Here is a 16,923-nt window from a genome sequence, read left to right on the forward strand (position 1 = left end):
ATTTGAGATCTTTGAGCGGTGCCTAGCGCTTATCGGGGCGACTCTCAAAAGTGAAACACATTTTGAGGCTAATGTTACGCTATGGTGCCGTAAGGTTACGCCCGGAGCACTTTTTAGCTATCTAACAGCCGTCATGCGGGGGAGTGAACCCCGGTATCTAGGTCACAATCCCGCGGGTGCGGCGATGATTGTGCTGCTGTTGCTATCACTAACAGGGCTCTGTGCTACCGGTATTCTCTATACCACCGATCTTTTTTGGGGGGTAGAGTGGGTCGAAGAGCTACATGAAGCACTAGCTCATCTGCTGTTAGGTTTAGTCGCGGTACATATTATCGGTGTCATCTTCACCGGCAGACGCCATCAGGAGAATCTGCCTCGGGCAATGATTACCGGCTATAAACGACCTCTTAATTGACACCATTTAAAGGGCACCCACGGGGGGGTGCCCCTACGCAAACATAAAACTGTGTAGAACGCTGTAAGCTGTTCACGCATTGCCGCTGCTAGCCCTAGGTTTTCGATTTTGTCGAGAATCGGTTTATCGTACTCATTAGTCAGAACCACCACCTTCTATTGCCTTGCTGTTACTCGACGACGGTTTAATCGACCGCCCGCCAATCGGCCTGTAGCAGGTTTCGTTGTACCGTACTAAAGACTAATCCTAGCTCAAACACCCCTTTGCCGCTGCCGCGATACTTTTTAGCATACTCTTTCTGTTCGATCTGTTTCAGGGCGGCGTTTGGCTCTCCCTGCTCTACCGGAGTTGCCCGCTTGTCGATCTTAATTTCGGTGATGTAGGTGTAGCCCTCAACCTGAATCACCAAATCGACTTGGCCGTGGTTAGTGATATCTTCGGGAATAATGGTCGCATTGAGGCTGGCAAAGAAGGCGTAGAGCACGCTGGCGTAGTAGCCTTCCGCTTCGGGCAGGTCGTTGTTGGTGAAGTTGCGCCATGGAATGCTGGCAAACAGGCGCTTGATGGTGGCGATGAGGTCGGGCAGGTTGGCACTTTGCAGCGCTTTAACCAACGCACTTTTGTAGGCGAGCCGTTGGGCACCAATGCCGCTATAGTCGCTGGAAAACTGGTTATAGAGGGCAGTTTGCACCTCGTGATTGGGTATGGTTAGCCGATAGGCAATCTCATCGGCCACCCTAGTCACTTTATCAATCGTCAGATAGCCGCTCTGAAACAGTAGCGTGATCGGGTCGATATTTTCGATATCAAACGAATCGAGAATCTCTTCACCCACCTCAATAGCCTCCAAATCGGGCAGAAAGTAGCGATTTTGCTGAAACAGTTTGATTAAAAACGATGGGCTGCCGGTCTCAAACCAGTAGTTGCGGTAGGTTTGATTTTTGGCGATAAATAACAGAATATCGAAGGGATTGTAAACGGATTCACCAAGAAAATTGTAGCCGTTGTACCAGCGTTTTAGCTTCTCCCAATCGACACCGGTAAGATGTTCTGCAAAGGAGGTTTCAAGGTCTGTTTGGGTGTAGCCGCAGATGGTGGCATAGTTATCATCGAGAGTCATATCCATTAACTGGTTAATGCCGCTGAAGATACTCACCTTGCTAAATTTGGTGACGCCGGTCATAAAGATAAATTGGATTGAAGCATCCATCCCCTTCATCACCGAGTAGAGGTTTTTCACCCCTTCGCGCAGTTCAGCAGCGCGGTCTGGGTGTTCGATGTTATCGAGGATTGGTTTGTCGTATTCGTCGATAAGAATGACTACCTTTTGGCCATATTTCTCTTCGGCGGCGCGAATGAGATGTTCAAAGCAGCCGGGGGCATCCTCTTTATCCCAGTCACACTCAATCTGCAGACGGCGCTGGTTGTCATAGAGAATATTGAAAATCCGCTTATCCAGTTGCGCCCGTGTCTGCATCGAACCACTGGCAAAGTCGATTTTTATCACCGGAAAGGTGCGGCTCCAGTCCCATTTATCTTCGATATACAAGCCGCTAAACAGCCGGCGATTGCCCTCAAATAGCTCTTTTAAGGTATCGACCAGCAGGCTTTTACCAAAGCGGCGTGGACGGGAGAGGAAGTAGCGCCCCATTTTCTGCGCCATCGGCAGGAGGATGTCGGTTTTGTCGATATAGACCATCTGCTCATCAATGATGGAGGAGAGAGTGTTAATGCCTATCGGTAGGTGTTTCATGTAAGTAAGTTACTCCGCTTGCCTAAGATAACGGGTTCCCATGCGCCTGCGTGGGAACGAGAAATATAGACCATGTCGTTGTCGATTAACATCGTTATCACCGTAGGGGCAGGCCCCTGTGCCTGCCCTGATGTCGTCCAATCATAATATGGGTACCGGCAAGATGGGTACCCACGGGGGGGTGCCCCTACGCAAACATAAAACTGTGTAGAACGCTGTAAGCTGTTCACGCATTGCCGCTGCTAGCCCTAGGTTTTCGATTTTGTCGAGAATCGGTTTATCGTACTCATTAACCAGAATCACCACCTTCTATTGCCTTACTGTTACTCGACGACGGTTTAATCGACCGCCCGCCAATCGGCCTGTAGCAGGTTTCGTTGTACCGTACTAAAGACTAATCCTAGCTCAAACACCCCTTTGCCGCTGCCGCGATACTTTTTGGCATACTCTTTCTGTTCGATCTGTTTCAGGGCGGCGTTTGGCTCTCCCTGCTCTACCGGAGTTGCCCGCTTGTCGATCTTGATTTCGGTGATGTAGGTGTAGCCCCCAACCTGAATCACTAAATCGACTTGGCCGTGGTTGGTGATATCTTCGGGAATAATGGTCGCATTGAGGCTGGCAAAGAAGGCGTAGAGCACGCTGGCGTAGTAGCCTTCCGCTTCGGGCAGGTCGTTGTTGGTAAAGTTGCGCCACGGAATGCTGGCAAACAGGCGCTTGATGGTGGCGATGAGTTCGGGAATATCGGCTTGTAGCAGCGCATGATAGAGCGTGCGTTGATAGCCGAGTTTTACAGTGGCACTGTTTCGGGTGTAGCTATCAATGAGGTAGGTATTTAAGGCATGACGCACCTCTTGGTTGGGGATTCCTAAGCGATATAGCTGCATTCCAAAATCTTCGAACCTCTCGCGGATAGTCAGATAGCCGCTCTGAAACAGCAGTGTGATCGGGTCGATATTTTCGACATCAAACGAATCGAGAATCTCTTCGCCCACCTCAATAGCCTCCAAATCGGGCAGAAAGTAGCGGTTTTGCTGAAACAGTTTGATTAAAAACGATGGGCTGCCGGTCTCAAACCAGTAGTTGCGGTAGGTTTGATTTTTGGCGATAAATAGTAAAATATCGAAGGGGTTATAGACTGACTCACCGAGAAAGTTATAGCCGTTGTACCAGCGTTTTAGCTTTTCCCAATCGACACCGGTAAGATGTTCTGCAAAGGAGGTTTCAAGGTCTGTTTGGGTGTAGCCGCAGATGGTGGCATAGTTATCATCGAGAGTAATATCCATTAACTGGTTAATGCCGCTGAAGATACTCACCTTGCTAAATTTGGTGACGCCGGTCATAAAGATAAATTGGATTGAAGCATCCATCCCCTTCATCACCGAGTAGAGGTTTTTCACCCCTTCGCGCAGTTCAGCTGCGCGGTCTGGGTGTTCGATGTTATCGAGGATTGGTTTGTCGTATTCGTCGATAAGAATGACTACCTTTTGGCCATATTTCTCTTCAGCGGCGGCAATCAGATGGGAAAAACAGTTGGGGATGCTTTGACGATCCCAGTCACACACAATCCCCAAGCGCTGCTGGTTGCGATCCAGAATCGCCATAATCTCTTGATCGAGTTCGCTGCGACTGTGAAATACAGCGCCAGCAAAGTCGATTTTTATCACCGGAAATGTGCGGCTCCAGTCCCATTTGTCTTCGATATACAAGCCGCTAAACAGCCGGCGATTGCCCTCAAATAGCTCTTTTAAGGTATCGACCAGCAGGCTTTTACCAAAGCGGCGTGGACGGGAGAGGAAGTAGCGTCCCATTTTCTGCGCCATCGGCAGGAGGATGTCGGTTTTGTCGATATAGACCATCTGCTCATCAATGATGGAGGAGAGAGTGTTAATACCTATCGGTAGGTGTTTCATGTAAGTAAGTTACTCCGCTTGCCTAAGATAACGGGTTCCCATGCGCCTGCGTGGGAACGAGAAATATAGACCATGTCGTTGTCGATTAACATCGTTATCACCGTAGGGGCAGGCCCCTGTGCCTGCCCTGATGTCGTCCAATCATAATATGGGTACCCACGGGGGGTGCCCCTACGCAAACATAAAACTGTGTAGAACGCTGTAAGCTGTTCACGCATCGCCGCTGCTAGCCCTAGGTTTTCGATTTTGTCGAGAATCGGTTTATCGTACTCATTAACCAGAATCACCACCTTCTATTGCCTTACTGTTACTCGACGACGGTTTAATCGACCGCCCGCCAATCGGCCTGTAGCAGGTTTCGTTGCACCGTACTAAAGACCAACCCCAACTCAAACACCCCTTTGCCGCTGCCGCGATACTTTTTGGCATACTCTTTCTGTTCGATCTGTTTCAGGGCGGCATTTGGCTCTCCCTGCTCTACCGGAGTTGCCCGCTTGTCGATCTTGATTTCGGTGATGTAGGTGTAGCCCCCAACCTGAATCACCAAATCGACTTGGCCGTGGTTGGTGATATCTTCGGGAATAATGGTCGCATTGAGGCTGGCAAAGAAGGCGTAGAGCACGCTGGCGTAGTAGCCTTCCGCTTCGGGCAGGTCGTTGTTGGTGAAATTGCGCCACGGAATGCTGGCAAACAGGCGCTTGATGGTGGCGATGAGTTCGGGCAGGTTGGCACTTTGCAGTGCTTTAACCAACGCACTTTTGTAGGCGAGCCGTTGGGCACCAATGCCGCTATAGTCGCTGGAAAACTGGTTATAGAGGGCAGTTTGTACCTCGTGATTGGGTATGGTTAGCCGATAGGCAATCTCATCGGCCACCCTAGTCACTTTATCAATCGTCAGATAGCCGCTCTGAAACAGCAGCGTGATCGGGTCGATATTTTCGATATCAAACGAATCGAGAATCTCTTCACCCACCTCAATATCCTCCAAATCGGGCAGAAAGTAGCGATTTTGCTGAAACAGTTTGATTAAAAACGATGGGCTGCCGGTCTCAAACCAGTAGTTGCGGTAAGTTTGGTTTTCACTAATAAACAGCAGAATATCGAACGGGTTATAGACAGCATCACCACAGAAGTTATAGCCGTTGTACCAGTGTTTCAGCTTCCCCCAATCGACACCGGCGAGATGGTCAGCAAGGATCGTCTCCAAATCGGTTTGGGTGTAGCCACAGATGGTGGCAAATTGCGGACTCAGGGTCATATCCTTTAACTGGTTAATACCACTAAAGATACTCACCTTGCTAAATTTGGTGACGCCGGTCATAAAGATAAATTGAATCGAGGCATCCATCCCCTTCATCACCGAGTAGATATTTTTCACCCCTTCGCGCAGTTCAGCAGCGCGGTCTGGGTGTTCGATGTTATCGAGGATTGGTTTGTCGTATTCGTCGATAAGAATGACTACCTTTTGGCCATATTTCTCTTCGGCGGCGGCAATCAGATGGGAAAAACAGTTGGGGATGCTTTGACGATCCCAGTCACACACAATCCCCAGGCGCTGCTGGTTGCGATCCAGAATCGCCATAATCTCTTGATCGAGTTCGCTACGACTGTGAAATACAGCGCCAGCAAAGTCGATTTTTATCACCGGAAAGGTGCGGCTCCAGTCCCATTTATCTTCGATATACAAGCCGCTAAACAGCCGGCGATTGCCCTCAAATAGCTCTTTTAAGGTATCGACCAGCAGGCTTTTACCAAAGCGGCGTGGACGGGAGAGGAAATAGCGTCCCATTTTCTGCGCCATCGGCAGAAGGATGTCGGTTTTGTCAATATAGACCATCTGCTCATCAATGATGGAGGAGAGAGTGTTAATACCTATCGGTAGGTGTTTCATGTAAGTAAGTTACTCCGCTTGCCTAAGATAACGGGTTCCCATGCGCCTGCGTGGGAACGAGAAATATAGACCATGTCGTTGTCAATTAACATCGTTATCACCGTAGGGGCAGGCCCCTGTGCCTGCCCTGATGTCGTCCAATCATAATATGGGTACCCACGGGGGGTGCCCCTACGCAAACATAAAACTGTGTAGAACGCTGTAAGCTGTTCACGCATCGCCGCTGCTAGCCCTAGGTTTTCGATTTTGTCGAGAATCGGTTTATCGTACTCATTAACCAGAATCACCACCTTCTATTGCCTTACTGTTACTCGACGACGGTTTAATCGACCGCCCGCCAATCGGCCTGTAGCAGGTTTCGTTGTACCGTACTAAAGACTAATCCTAGCTCAAACACCCCTTTGCCGCTACCGCGATACTTTTTGGCATACTCTTTCTGTTCGATCTGTTTCAGGGCGGCGTTTGGCTCTCCCTGCTCTACCGGAGTTGCCCGCTTGTCGATCTTAATTTCGGTGATGTAGGTGTAGCCCTCAACCTGAATCACTAAATCGACTTGGCCGTGGTTGGTGATATCTTCGGGAATAATGGTCGCACTGAGGCTGGCAAAGAAGGCGTAGAGCACGCTGGCGTAGTAGCCTTCCGCTTCGGGCAGGTCGTTGTTGGTGAAGTTGCGCCACGGAATGCTGGCAAACAGGCGCTTGATGGTGGCGATGAGTTCGGGCAGGTTGGCACTTTGCAGTGCTTTAACCAACGCACTTTTGTAGGCGAGCCGTTGGGCACCAATGCCGCTATAGTCGCTGGAAAACTGGTTATAGAGGGCAGTTTGTACCTCGTGATTGGGTATGGTTAGCCGATAGGCAATCTCATCGGCCACCCTAATCACTTTATCAATCGTCAGATAGCCGCTCTGAAACAGCAGTGTGATTGGGTCGATATTTTCGATATCAAACGAATCGAGAATCTCCTCACCCACCTCAATAGTCTCCAAATCGGGCAGAAAGTAGCGGTTTTGCTGAAACAGTTTGATTAAAAACGATGGGCTGCCGGTCTCAAACCAGTAGTTGCGGTAGGTTTGATTTTTGGCGATAAATAACAGAATATCGAAGGGATTGTAAACGGATTCACCAAGAAAATTGTAGCCGTTGTACCAGCGTTTTAGCTTCTCCCAATCGACACCGCTAAGATGTTCTGCAAAGGAGGTTTCAAGGTCTGTTTGGGTGTAGCCGCAGATGGTGGCATAGTTATCATCGAGAGTCATATCCATTAACTGGTTAATGCCGCTGAAAATGCTCGCCTTGCTAAATTTGCTCACCCCGGTCATAAAGATAAACTGAATTGCCGCATCCATCGCCTTCATCACCGAGTAGAGGTTTTTCACCCCTTCGCGCATTTGGGCGGCTCGTTCGGGGTGTTCAATGCTATCAAGAATCGGCTTATCGTACTCATCAATGAGGATGACCACCTTTTGGCCATATTTCGCTTCAGCGGCGGCAATCAGATGGGAAAAACAGTTGGGGATGCTTTGACGATCCCAGTCACACACAATCCCCAAGCGCTGCTGGTTGCGATCCAGAATCGCCATAATCTCTTGATCGAGTTCGCTGCGATGGTGAAATACAGCGCCAGCAAAGTCGATTTTTATCACCGGAAAGGTGCGGCTCCAGTCCCACTTATCTTCGATATACAAGCCGCTAAACAGCCGGCGATTGCCCTCAAACAGCTCTTTGAAGGTATCGACCAGCGTGCTTTTGCCGAAGCGGCGCGGGCGCGACAGAAAATAGGCTCCCGGTTGGGCGGCCAGTTTTCCGACCAATGCGGTTTTATCAATATAGACCATATCGTTATCACGAATTTTGGCCAGTGTTTGAATGCCTATCGGTAGGTGTTTCATGTAAGTAAGTTACTCCGCTTGCCTAAGATAACGGGTTCCCATGCGCCTGCGTGGGAACGAGAAATATAGACCATATCGTTGTCGATTAACATGGCCACACTATTCATGCCTATCGGTAGATTTCTCATGTTATGACTCCATTACTCCTACTCCAGATAGTCGGTGATGCTCAGTTTTGGGTTGAGTTTAGGTTTTAACATACACTTTACCTCTGCGGCGCTGTCGCTCGACATCAATAAAATCCTGTTCGATTAGCAGATACTCCTATAGCGATGGCAGGGTGCGGTAGATGTCAGCTTTGTGGTGTTTATCGTAAAAGCGGGTCGATTTAAAGAGCACTTCGACTAGTCGCACCGGTTGGGTTTGGTAGTGCGGATTTCGGTGATCTTTTCGCCCGCTAAATAGTCGGCAACGCTCAATTTTGGCAGTTTTTTGGATGGAGAGCTTAACATGGGGGGATACCTTTACATTTTGGTGTAAATTTTGGTGAAAAGAGCCGTTCAGCACGCTACACTCTGGCCATCATACGACAAAACCACGAGACAACTACCGCAACCTAACTCGCTGCCGTTGGTGACATCGCGAGACAGAAAGGAAAAGGGTGGCCAATAAATCGTGATATAATAACGGCCTTCAGCCATCGAAGCTATAGTAATCGAATGGCAGACGACAGTTATAAATTTCCTTTTAAAACAATTAGTTAACTAAAGCAGTTACCATTAATGATGCTAAAATATCTACTACTAACCCTACTGGTGCTGATTTTAGATCAGTGGACTAAGCAGCTCGCCACCGCCCACCTCCTCTACGCCACGCCGGTGGAGGTGATTCCGTCGCTGCTCAACTGGACGCTACTGCACAACACCGGCGCCGCCTTTAGCTTTTTGAGCGATGCCGGTGGCTGGCAGCGCTGGCTCTTTGCCACCTTAGCGATTGCAATCTCGGCCATTATGCTACTCTGGCTTAGTCGGCTAAAGTCGCACCAGCACTGGTTGGCCATCGCCTTAGCGCTTATTTTGGGTGGGGCTATCGGTAACTTGTGGGATAGACTCGCTCTGGGCTATGTGGTCGATTTTATCGATATCTACTATCAGCAGTGGCACTGGCCGGCGTTTAATATCGCTGACTCGGCGATTAGCCTCGGTGCGGTGATGCTAATTATTGACACTTTCCGGCAGCAGGATGATAAGAGCGATGAGGGGGGGCAGTGAGACATGGGTGAAGAGATCACGATCGACTTTCGCCTTACCCTGACCGATGGCACCTTAATTGATGAGAGTGGTGAGGAGCCGCTACGCTTTACTCTCGGGGATGGCTCACTACTGCCCGCTTTCGAACAGCGCATTTTGCCACTACCGCTTAACGAACCCCATACGCTGCTATTTACCCCAGAGGAGGCGTTCGGCCACCACGACCCCGATAATCTCCACTGGCTGCCGCTGTCGAGCTTTTCTGAACCGCCGCTTATCGAAACGGTGATGGCCTTTACCCTCCCTGATGGCCAAACGGTGCCGGCAACGATTGTCGAGATCGTCTCAGAACAGGTGCGGGTCGATTTTAACCACCCCCTTGCCGGTCAGCCTCTGCTGTTGTGGCTGAGGGTAGTCGATAGAGAGTCTCGATAAGATCGGGGGCAGTGGCCACTAGGGCAGCAGCCACTTAAAGCCCCCCAACCGCTCGCCGTTTTAGGCCGACATCTCCAGCAGCATCTGATTCAGTTTAGAGACAAACAGCGCCGGATCATCAAGCTGCCCCCCTTCAGAGAGTAACGCCTGATCAAACAGAATGAGTGCTAAATCGCTAAAGCGCTCCCCCTGCTCCTTATCGAGCCGTTTCACTAACGGATGCTCTGGGTTAACCTCCATAATCGGCTTAATTGAGGGGGCCTCCTGCCCTACCTGCTTGAGAATGCGCTCTAGGTTGGCACTCATTTCGTGCTCTTCGGTCACCAGACAGGCGGGGGAGCTGGTCAGACGATGGGTCACCCGCACCTCTTTTACCCGCTCACCTAAGCTCTCTGATATCCGTTTAATTAGCGGTTCGGCCTCTTTAGCGACCCGCTCCTGCTCCTTTTTCTCCTCCTCACCATCGAGCTTGCCCAGATCGAGCTCCCCTTTAGTGACCGATTTAAGCTGCTTGCCGCTATACTCGGTCAGCGAGGTGGAGAGCCACTCATCGACGCGATCATACATTAGCAGCACTTCAATCCCCTTTTTGCGGAATATCTCCAGATGGGGCGAGTTTTTGGCGGCGGCAAAGCTATCGGCAGTAATGTAGTAGATAGGCTCTTGGCCCTCTTTCATGCGGCTAATATAGTCATCAAGGGAGATAGTCTGCTCATCGGTATCGTTGTGGGTTGAGGCAAAGCGCAGTAGTTTGCCAATCTGCTCCTTATTGCCATAATCCTCGCCCGGCCCCTCCTTCATTACCTTGCCAAACTCTGTCCAGAAGGTTTTGTAGTTATCGGGCTCCTCTTTGGCCATACTCTCTAACAGCCCTAGTACCTTTTTCACCGAACCCGATTTCATCGACTCAATCGCACGGTTGTGCTGCAAAATCTCACGCGAGATATTGAGCGGCAGATCGCTAGAGTCGATCACTCCGCGTACAAAGCGTAGATAGTTGGGCATGAGGTGCTCAGCATCATCCATGATAAAGACGCGCTTGACATAGAGCTTAATGCCGCTGCGCCGCTCTCTATCCCAGAGATCGAACGGTGCCCGCTTAGGGATATAGAGCAGGCTGGTATATTCGAGTTTACCCTCAACCCTATTGTGGCTGCGGGCGAGTGGCGCTTCAAAGTCGTGGGAGACATGTTTGTAGAACTCGTCATACTCCTCGTCACTAATCTCGTTTTTAGCACGAGTCCAGAGTGCTGAGGCCTTGTTGACCCGCTCCTCCTCTGGCACCACGGTCTCATCGGCCTCCTTCTCTTCATCGGCTGAGGGGAGCTCCTCTTTGAACATCACAATCGGCAGGGTAATGTGATCGGAGTATTTACGAATAATGGATCGTAGTCGCCAGCCATCGGCAAATTCGTGCCCCTCCTCTTTCAGGTGCAACACAATCGTGGTACCGCGTGCCCCCTTTTCGATATTCTCAATGGTATAGCTGCCATCGGCACTCGACTCCCAGCAGACGCCATGCTCGGCGGTTAAACCGGCTCGGCGGGTCATGACGGTCACTCTATCCGCCACAATAAAGCTGGAGTAGAAACCAACCCCAAACTGGCCAATTAGGTGGGCATCTTTCTGCTGATCGCCGGTGAGCTGCTCCAGAAATTGGCGCGTACCGGAACGGGCGATGGTGCCAAGGTTGGCGATCACCTCGTCGCGACTCATGCCGATGCCGTTATCGGTGAGGGTGATGGTATGCGCCTCTTTATCAAATTCGACCCGAATTTTCAGTTCATTATCGCCCTCGTAGAGAGCATCATCGGAGATCGCCTCAAACCGCAGCTTGTCACAGGCATCTGAGGCGTTGGAGATAAGCTCGCGTAAAAATATCTCCTTGTTGGAGTAGAGCGAATGGATCATCAGGTGAAGTAGTTGTTTGACCTCAGTTTCAAAACCTAAAGTCTCTTTTTGGGACTCAACGCTCATCGTAAATTGCTTCCTCTAAACATTTTTATCTGTAGAATATGGAACTGTTTACCGCCACAGATGCTGTTTGGGTTCTCTACAGCGGATAAACCCCGAAAAACAGCACTCTATCTGGGGTTACCCCTAACCGCTTTCAAGCTAACGGAGCCAGTTATGATTGAATGCACAACAGTTGCCACTCGTCCTTTTGATGACCAAAGGCCCGGAACCTCTGGGCTGCGAAAGAAGGTCTCTCGGTTTCAAATACCTCACTACTTGGAGAATTTTGTTCAGGCCGTCTTCGATACTCAACCCGCCCTCAAGGGGGCGACGCTGGTGGTTGGCGGCGATGGCCGCTTCTATAATCGCACAGCGATTCAGACTATTTTGCAACTAGCCATCGCTAATGGGGTGGCTAAAGTGATGGTCGGTAGGGGGGGCATACTCTCGACCCCCGCCGCCTCGGCCGTTATTCGCCACTACGGCGCTGCGGGGGGGTTGATCCTCTCCGCTAGCCACAACCCCGGCGGCCCCGATGGCGATTTCGGTATTAAGTTCAATGGTGCCAATGGCGGCCCCGCCACCGAGGCGGTGACGGAGGCTATCTACCAGCGCACCCTAACGCTCGACCACTACCGGCTAGCCGCCCTCTCAGCGGTCGATTTAGACCAACTGGCCAGCCTGACCCTCGGTGAGAGCACGATTGAGATTTTCGATCCGGTCGCCGACTACGCTAACTTGATGGAGCAGCTATTCGACTTTGAGGCGATTCGCCGCTGGCTAGCCGCCGGACACCGCCTCTGCTTCGATGCGATGCATGCCGTGACCGGCCCTTATGCGAAGGAGATCTTTGAAAACCGTCTCCAAGCGCCCGCAGGCAGTGTGATCAATGGTCAGCCGCTAGAGGATTTTGGCTCAGGCCACCCCGATCCCAATCTGGTGCATGCTAAAGAGCTGGTCGAAGCGATGTATGGCGATAACCCTCCCGCTCTCGGTGCCGCCTCCGATGGCGATGGCGATCGCAATATGATACTGGGGGCTAACTGTTTTGTGACCCCCTCCGATAGCCTAGCGATTTTAGCGGCCAATGCGACGCTCATTCCCGCCTATCGCGGCGGCATTATCGGCATTGCCCGCTCTATGCCCACTAGCAGTGCCGCCGATAAAGTCGCTAAACAGATGGGGCTACCCCTCTTTGAGACGCCGACCGGTTGGAAATTTTTTGGCAATCTGCTCGATGCCGATAAGATCACCTTCTGTGGTGAGGAGAGCTTCGGTACTAGTTCTGACCATGTGCGGGAAAAAGATGGCATCTGGGCGGTATTGGCGTGGCTCAATATCGTCGCGGTGCGCCAGCAGTCGGTGGCTGAGATTGTCAATGAGCACTGGCGGCAGTTCGGTCGTGTTTACTATACCCGCCACGACTATGAGGAGATCGATAGCGCCATCGCAAAACAGATAATGACCCATATTGAGGCGCAGCTACCGCTATTAAGCGGTCGTCAACTGGCCGGCATGGAGGTCGATTTTGCCAACTGCTACAGCTACACCGATCCGGTCGATCACTCGGTGAGTCAAAATCAGGGGCTGCGTATCGTCTTTAGTAACGGTGCTCGTATTGTCTATCGCCTCTCCGGCACCGGCACCGTGGGAGCGACACTGCGGATCTATATCGAAAAGTATGAGACCACGCCCGCCAAACAGCAGCAGGAGACCCAAGCCGCGCTATCTGGGCTAATTAAGGCGGCGACCGAACTGGCGCAACTGGCCAAGCTAACCGGCCGTAATGGCCCAACGGTCATCACCTAAGACAATATGTAAGGAGAAGGCTTTATGCTATACCAAATTATCTATGTCAGTACCGCTAGCCGTGAGATGCCTACCAATCAGTTAGCTGATATTTTGCAACAGGCGCGTGAAAAGAATAGCCGCTTGGGTATTAGTGGCATTCTACTCTACAATCGTGGCACCTTTATTCAGGTGCTAGAGGGAGAGAGAGCGGTCTTGAGCGAACTGCTGCGCACCATTGAGCACGATACGCGGCACTACAATCTGATTACTATTGATGAGGCCGAGATCGAACAGCGCGACTTTCCCGAGTGGAGTATGGGCTTTGGTCAGATTAGCGACTCGCAACTGGAGAGTCTGGAGGGGATAAACGACTTTATGCAGACCGGCGAGCTGCCTGCTACCGTCCATGGTGCGATTCGCGATATTTTGGACGACTTTCGTTAACTCAATCGATCCACTGGCGATAGGGTTAACGGGTAAATAGTGTTACCCTAACGCCTTCTGATTTAACTTCTGACTTGGTATAGAACATAGCTGCTACCTATGAATGATCCGCTACGCATAACCCTGATTATTATTGCCGTTCTGGTAATTTTGGCTCTGGTTATCCACGACAGGCTCAAGGCGCGTCGTCCCCACTCCATGGGGGCGAAACGGCGCCAGAAGGGACGCCGTCACGAAACGCCTGCCCCAACGGAGATCCCCTCCCCTCACGCTGAAGACGATTTTGATATTATCCTGCGGACTAAACCGGCAGCGGTGAGCCAGAGTCCCACTAAAGCTAATACTGAGACTACCTCTGAGGCTGTGGCAGCCCCTTCGCCGCCTCCCCCCTCCCCCTCCCCGCCGCCGCCTCAGCTACCCGAGGAGGTCTTAACGCTAACGATTCGCGCTAGTAGCGGCTACGCCTTCGCCGGCGAATCGCTACGGGAGATTATCGAACAGCTCGGGTTTCAGTTCGGTAAGATGAGTATCTTCCATCGTATGGACAGGGGCGAGCCGCTCATCAGTCTAGCCAACATGGTCAACCCCGGTACCTTTCCTGATGGTAATTGGGAGGAGTTCACCACCCCCGGGCTAGCTATTTTTGCCCAACTTCCAGCGACCCAACCGGGGAGTGAGTTAGTCGAGGAGCTACTACAGTTAGGCGAGGTGCTCGCTAATAGATTGCAAGCACACCTCTGCGATGGGCAGGGGCAGCCGCTAGCAGAGGATGTCAAACGGCAGATGCGGGCAGTGGCCGAACCCTATCCGCCACGATAGACGCTACTTCAGCCGCTGTAGCGCCAGATCGTAGTCGAAATGATCGACCGCTTCGGCCACCTGTCGTAGCTGCTGTCGCAGCGCCCCCTCCGGTAGCTGCTTTAACATCGACTCTAGGGTGTCGCTACTCTCAAAGCTGCTCTGCTGTAACTGCTGCCGCAATCTCTGTCGCAGCGCCTGCCACGCCTCGCTCTCAACGACAACCGGTTCGGTGATAGCTGGCGCTGGCGCTTCGGCTCGACACTTCGCCGCTACTTCGATCGCTAGCTCAGCTAGCGCGTTTTCGATGGTGTCGATTAAGGCGCTAATCACCGCTTGCCGTTGCGGTAGCTCACGACTTTCGCGCTCTAGCTCGCTTGCGGCAATCAATATCGACTCTAGCCCCAAATTACCGGCCAGCCCTTTAATGGTGTGGGCATAACGGATGGCCGCTTCGCTATCCTCACTCTGTTCAGCCTCTCGGTAGCGTGCACCAAAGTTAGCGCTATCTTGCTCGATAAATTGCCGTACAAGCTTACAAAACAGCTCCCAATTAGCCACAGTATTGGCCATGGCGGTATCGCGATTGACCCCCGCTAGCTGAGGAAAGTCGCCGTCCGCCTCCTCTGTGGCCGGTGCAGCGACGATCTGCCGCGGCTTAATCCACTCATTGAGTGTCGTCACCATCTGCTCTAGCACGATAGGTTTGGCGATGATGGCATCCATACCGGCCTCAAACGCCCGCTGCTGATCGCTCTCCATCACATTGGCGGTCATCGCCAAAATCGGCAGTCGTGACCACCGATCTAGACGGCGTATCTGTCGGGTCGCCTCGTAGCCATCCCCTGAGTGTCAAGATACCCTGAGACCACCCCTGATGAGAAATGAATGTAGAATCAGGGGGGCAACAGAGGAGATACACGATGCCCAAAGATACTACCGTTTTACCCTCCAACGAGGTTACCGACCCCGATGAAGAGAAGCGCTCCTACCGCAAATTTAGTGAGGAAGAGAAGCTTCGGATCCTAGCAGAAGCAGAGCAGTGCAAGGAGCCGGGTCAGCTAGGCGAGCTGCTGCGCAAAGAGCAGATCTACAGCTCCCATCTGACCAAATGGCGCCGACAACTGCAAGCACAGGGGCAGGCTGGCCTGAAAGGGAAACAGAGTGGTCGCAAACCGAGCCTAGACAAGCGAGATAAGGAGATAGAGCGTTTAAAGAAGGAAATTCAGCGTCTTAGCCAACGGTTACAGCAGACCGAAGGGGTGATTGCGCTCCAAAAAAAAGCCTTCAGCTTATTGGAGCAGATGAACACAGAGATAAGCTTATGAGATTAGTTGAAAAAGAGTGCCCCAGTTCGGTGAGCATAAGAGCCGCTTGCGATAGCCTAGCGCTCTCGCGTGCAGGCTACTACCGCCGACAGGCTCCGGTTGTCTCCCCCCGAGCGAGCCTTCCAAGACCCGTCGCAGCCAATGCGCTGAGTGAGGCAGAGAGGCAAGCCGTTCTGGGGCTTTTGAACAGCGAACGATTCTATGACCAACCTCCGGCAGAGATCTATGCTAGCCTGCTGGATGAAGGGAAATATTACTGTTCAATCAGTACGATGTATCGGATCCTTCGTGCTAATCAACAGACGGGAGAGCGGCGAGCTCAAAAACCGGCCAAATCACACGCTATCCCCCGATTACGGGCGACCCGCCCGAATGAGGTTTGGACATGGGATATCACTAAGCTTCCCACCACAGAGCAGGGTAACTTCTTGAATCTCTATGTGGTGATGGATCTCTACAGCCGTTTTATTGTGGCTTGGATGGTCTCAAGGAAGGAGAATAGTGAGCTCTCCAAGCTGTTAATCAGTGACGCAGCGGCTCGCTATCGGGTCGCGCTCAGTGGCTTAACACTGCATCAGGATAGAGGTGTGCCGATGACCGCCAGAGGCTATCTCGACTTGATGGCCGAACTGGGGATCACCTGCTCCCACAGCCGTCCACGAGTCAGTAACGACAATCCGTTTAGCGAGAGTCAATTTAAAACACTCAAGCAACAACCCGATTATCCTCAACGATTGACAGGAGTTGACCATGCCAGAATATGGTTTAGTGACTATGTTGACTGGTACTGTTTCCACCACCACCATCGAGGGATTGCGTGGTTCACTCCAGAGCAGGTATTTACCGGTCGTTACAAGGAGGTTAGCGAGCAGCGTGAACAGGCGCTGAAGCAGGCCTATCAGCAGCATCCGAAACGCTTTATTCATGGTGAGCCCAAGGTTAAGCAACCCCCTACTGAGGTATGGATTAACCCCGCTCTACCGGAGGAGGGGGTGGGGTCGCTGGAGGTCAACTATCCAACCCTGAATAGAGCGAAGGAGAGATGAGTGACGGTGCCGCTAGTGGGTCTATCGTCGATGGCTTTAGCCGGTTGTGGTGGCTGAATGACAGAGCGTTATCCA

Annotated in this window: 18 protein-coding genes; 8 read left to right on the forward strand and 10 right to left on the reverse strand. The window is 51.7% G+C overall.

The features are described 5' to 3' along the window. Window positions 1-133: 133 nt before the first annotated feature. Window positions 134-415 carry a hypothetical protein gene (locus tag D5085_16160; protein ID QEP44531.1) on the forward strand — a complete coding sequence of 94 codons (282 nt, stop codon included), beginning with the start codon at window positions 134-136 and terminating at the stop codon, window positions 413-415. A 184-nt stretch (window positions 416-599) separates the two neighbouring features. Here the strand turns inward: D5085_16160 and D5085_16165 are convergent, their stop codons facing one another. From D5085_16165 to D5085_16200, 8 genes are all read right to left on the reverse strand, one after another. Further along, window positions 600-2,168, reverse strand: a complete 1,569-nt coding sequence (locus D5085_16165; protein ID QEP44532.1) for a hypothetical protein — start codon at window positions 2,166-2,168, stop codon at window positions 600-602. A gap of 141 nt (window positions 2,169-2,309) precedes the next feature. After that, window positions 2,310-2,474, reverse strand: coding sequence for a hypothetical protein (locus tag D5085_16170; GenBank protein ID QEP44533.1), 165 nt, complete (start codon window positions 2,472-2,474; stop codon window positions 2,310-2,312). A 32-nt stretch (window positions 2,475-2,506) separates the two neighbouring features. Beyond that, window positions 2,507-4,078, reverse strand: coding sequence for a hypothetical protein (locus D5085_16175; GenBank protein QEP44534.1), 1,572 nt, complete (start codon window positions 4,076-4,078; stop codon window positions 2,507-2,509). Beyond that, a complete protein-coding gene (locus D5085_16180) occupies window positions 4,075-4,368 on the reverse strand; it encodes a hypothetical protein (protein ID QEP44535.1) in 294 nt (97 codons plus the stop codon). The genes D5085_16175 and D5085_16180 overlap by 4 nt, the downstream gene beginning before the upstream one ends. Window positions 4,369-4,400: 32 nt before the next feature. Beyond that, a complete protein-coding gene (locus D5085_16185) occupies window positions 4,401-5,969 on the reverse strand; it encodes a hypothetical protein (GenBank protein ID QEP44536.1) in 1,569 nt (522 codons plus the stop codon). Then, on the reverse strand, window positions 5,966-6,259 hold the full coding sequence (locus D5085_16190) for a hypothetical protein (GenBank protein QEP44537.1): 294 nt from the start codon (window positions 6,257-6,259) through the stop codon (window positions 5,966-5,968). The genes D5085_16185 and D5085_16190 overlap by 4 nt, the downstream gene beginning before the upstream one ends. A gap of 32 nt (window positions 6,260-6,291) precedes the next feature. After that, on the reverse strand, window positions 6,292-7,860 hold the full coding sequence (locus tag D5085_16195; GenBank protein ID QEP44538.1) for a hypothetical protein: 1,569 nt from the start codon (window positions 7,858-7,860) through the stop codon (window positions 6,292-6,294). A 264-nt stretch (window positions 7,861-8,124) separates the two neighbouring features. After that, entirely contained in the window at window positions 8,125-8,367 is a 243-nt protein-coding gene (locus D5085_16200; GenBank protein ID QEP44539.1) for a hypothetical protein, read from the reverse strand. A 215-nt stretch (window positions 8,368-8,582) separates the two neighbouring features. Between D5085_16200 and D5085_16205 the strand changes: the two genes are divergently transcribed. Further along, window positions 8,583-9,071, forward strand: a complete 489-nt coding sequence (locus D5085_16205; protein ID QEP44540.1) for a lipoprotein signal peptidase — start codon at window positions 8,583-8,585, stop codon at window positions 9,069-9,071. A 3-nt stretch (window positions 9,072-9,074) separates the two neighbouring features. Beyond that, window positions 9,075-9,485, forward strand: a complete 411-nt coding sequence (locus tag D5085_16210; protein ID QEP44541.1) for a peptidylprolyl isomerase — start codon at window positions 9,075-9,077, stop codon at window positions 9,483-9,485. 60 nt (window positions 9,486-9,545) lie between these two features. Here the strand turns inward: D5085_16210 and htpG are convergent, their stop codons facing one another. Further along, complete coding sequence (gene htpG, locus D5085_16215; GenBank protein ID QEP44542.1) at window positions 9,546-11,462, reverse strand: molecular chaperone HtpG; 1,917 nt, start codon at window positions 11,460-11,462, stop codon at window positions 9,546-9,548. Window positions 11,463-11,618: 156 nt separating this feature from the next. Between htpG and D5085_16220 the strand changes: the two genes are divergently transcribed. The 3 genes from D5085_16220 to D5085_16230 all read left to right on the forward strand — a co-directional run bounded on the left by D5085_16220 (window position 11,619) and on the right by D5085_16230 (window position 14,495). Next, entirely contained in the window at window positions 11,619-13,250 is a 1,632-nt protein-coding gene (locus tag D5085_16220) for an alpha-D-glucose phosphate-specific phosphoglucomutase (protein QEP45196.1), read from the forward strand. 24 nt (window positions 13,251-13,274) lie between these two features. Next, a complete protein-coding gene (locus tag D5085_16225) occupies window positions 13,275-13,676 on the forward strand; it encodes a BLUF domain-containing protein (protein QEP44543.1) in 402 nt (133 codons plus the stop codon). A gap of 99 nt (window positions 13,677-13,775) precedes the next feature. Continuing rightward, window positions 13,776-14,495 (forward strand): hypothetical protein, encoded by a 720-nt coding sequence (locus D5085_16230; protein QEP44544.1) that lies wholly within the window; start codon window positions 13,776-13,778, stop codon window positions 14,493-14,495. 3 nt (window positions 14,496-14,498) lie between these two features. Here D5085_16230 and D5085_16235 read toward each other — a convergent pair whose 3' ends face one another. Beyond that, a complete protein-coding gene (locus D5085_16235; protein QEP44545.1) occupies window positions 14,499-15,257 on the reverse strand; it encodes a hypothetical protein in 759 nt (252 codons plus the stop codon). Between the two features lie 101 nt (window positions 15,258-15,358). On the opposite strand from D5085_16235, the gene D5085_16240 reads away from it, so the two are divergent. Both D5085_16240 and D5085_16245 read left to right on the forward strand, forming a co-directional pair. Next, window positions 15,359-15,802 (forward strand): hypothetical protein, encoded by a 444-nt coding sequence (locus D5085_16240; protein QEP44546.1) that lies wholly within the window; start codon window positions 15,359-15,361, stop codon window positions 15,800-15,802. Continuing rightward, entirely contained in the window at window positions 15,799-16,848 is a 1,050-nt protein-coding gene (locus tag D5085_16245; GenBank protein QEP44547.1) for an IS3 family transposase, read from the forward strand. Before D5085_16240 ends, D5085_16245 begins: the two co-directional genes overlap by 4 nt. Window positions 16,849-16,923 lie beyond the last annotated feature (75 nt).

The sequence above is a fragment of the Ectothiorhodospiraceae bacterium BW-2 genome, assembly GCA_008375315.1.
Taxonomy (GTDB): Bacteria; Pseudomonadota; Gammaproteobacteria; order Thiohalomonadales; family Thiohalomonadaceae; genus BW-2.

Bases quoted from the DNA above. Each gene is read 5' to 3' on its own strand.
- D5085_16230 (QEP44544.1), top strand. From the start codon at position 13,776: ATGAATGATCCGCTACGCATAACCCTGATTATTATTGCCGTTCTGGTA.
- D5085_16205 (QEP44540.1), top strand. From the start codon at position 8,583: ATGATGCTAAAATATCTACTACTAACCCTACTGGTGCTGATTTTAGAT.
- D5085_16175 (QEP44534.1), bottom strand. From the start codon at position 4,078: ATGAAACACCTACCGATAGGTATTAACACTCTCTCCTCCATCATTGAT.
- D5085_16210 (QEP44541.1), top strand. From the start codon at position 9,075: ATGGGTGAAGAGATCACGATCGACTTTCGCCTTACCCTGACCGATGGC.
- htpG (QEP44542.1), bottom strand. From the start codon at position 11,462: ATGAGCGTTGAGTCCCAAAAAGAGACTTTAGGTTTTGAAACTGAGGTC.
- D5085_16185 (QEP44536.1), bottom strand. From the start codon at position 5,969: ATGAAACACCTACCGATAGGTATTAACACTCTCTCCTCCATCATTGAT.
- D5085_16240 (QEP44546.1), top strand. From the start codon at position 15,359: ATGAATGTAGAATCAGGGGGGCAACAGAGGAGATACACGATGCCCAAA.
- D5085_16245 (QEP44547.1), top strand. From the start codon at position 15,799: ATGAGATTAGTTGAAAAAGAGTGCCCCAGTTCGGTGAGCATAAGAGCC.
- D5085_16160 (QEP44531.1), top strand. From the start codon at position 134: ATGCGGGGGAGTGAACCCCGGTATCTAGGTCACAATCCCGCGGGTGCG.
- D5085_16225 (QEP44543.1), top strand. From the start codon at position 13,275: ATGCTATACCAAATTATCTATGTCAGTACCGCTAGCCGTGAGATGCCT.
- D5085_16165 (QEP44532.1), bottom strand. From the start codon at position 2,168: ATGAAACACCTACCGATAGGCATTAACACTCTCTCCTCCATCATTGAT.
- D5085_16195 (QEP44538.1), bottom strand. From the start codon at position 7,860: ATGAAACACCTACCGATAGGCATTCAAACACTGGCCAAAATTCGTGAT.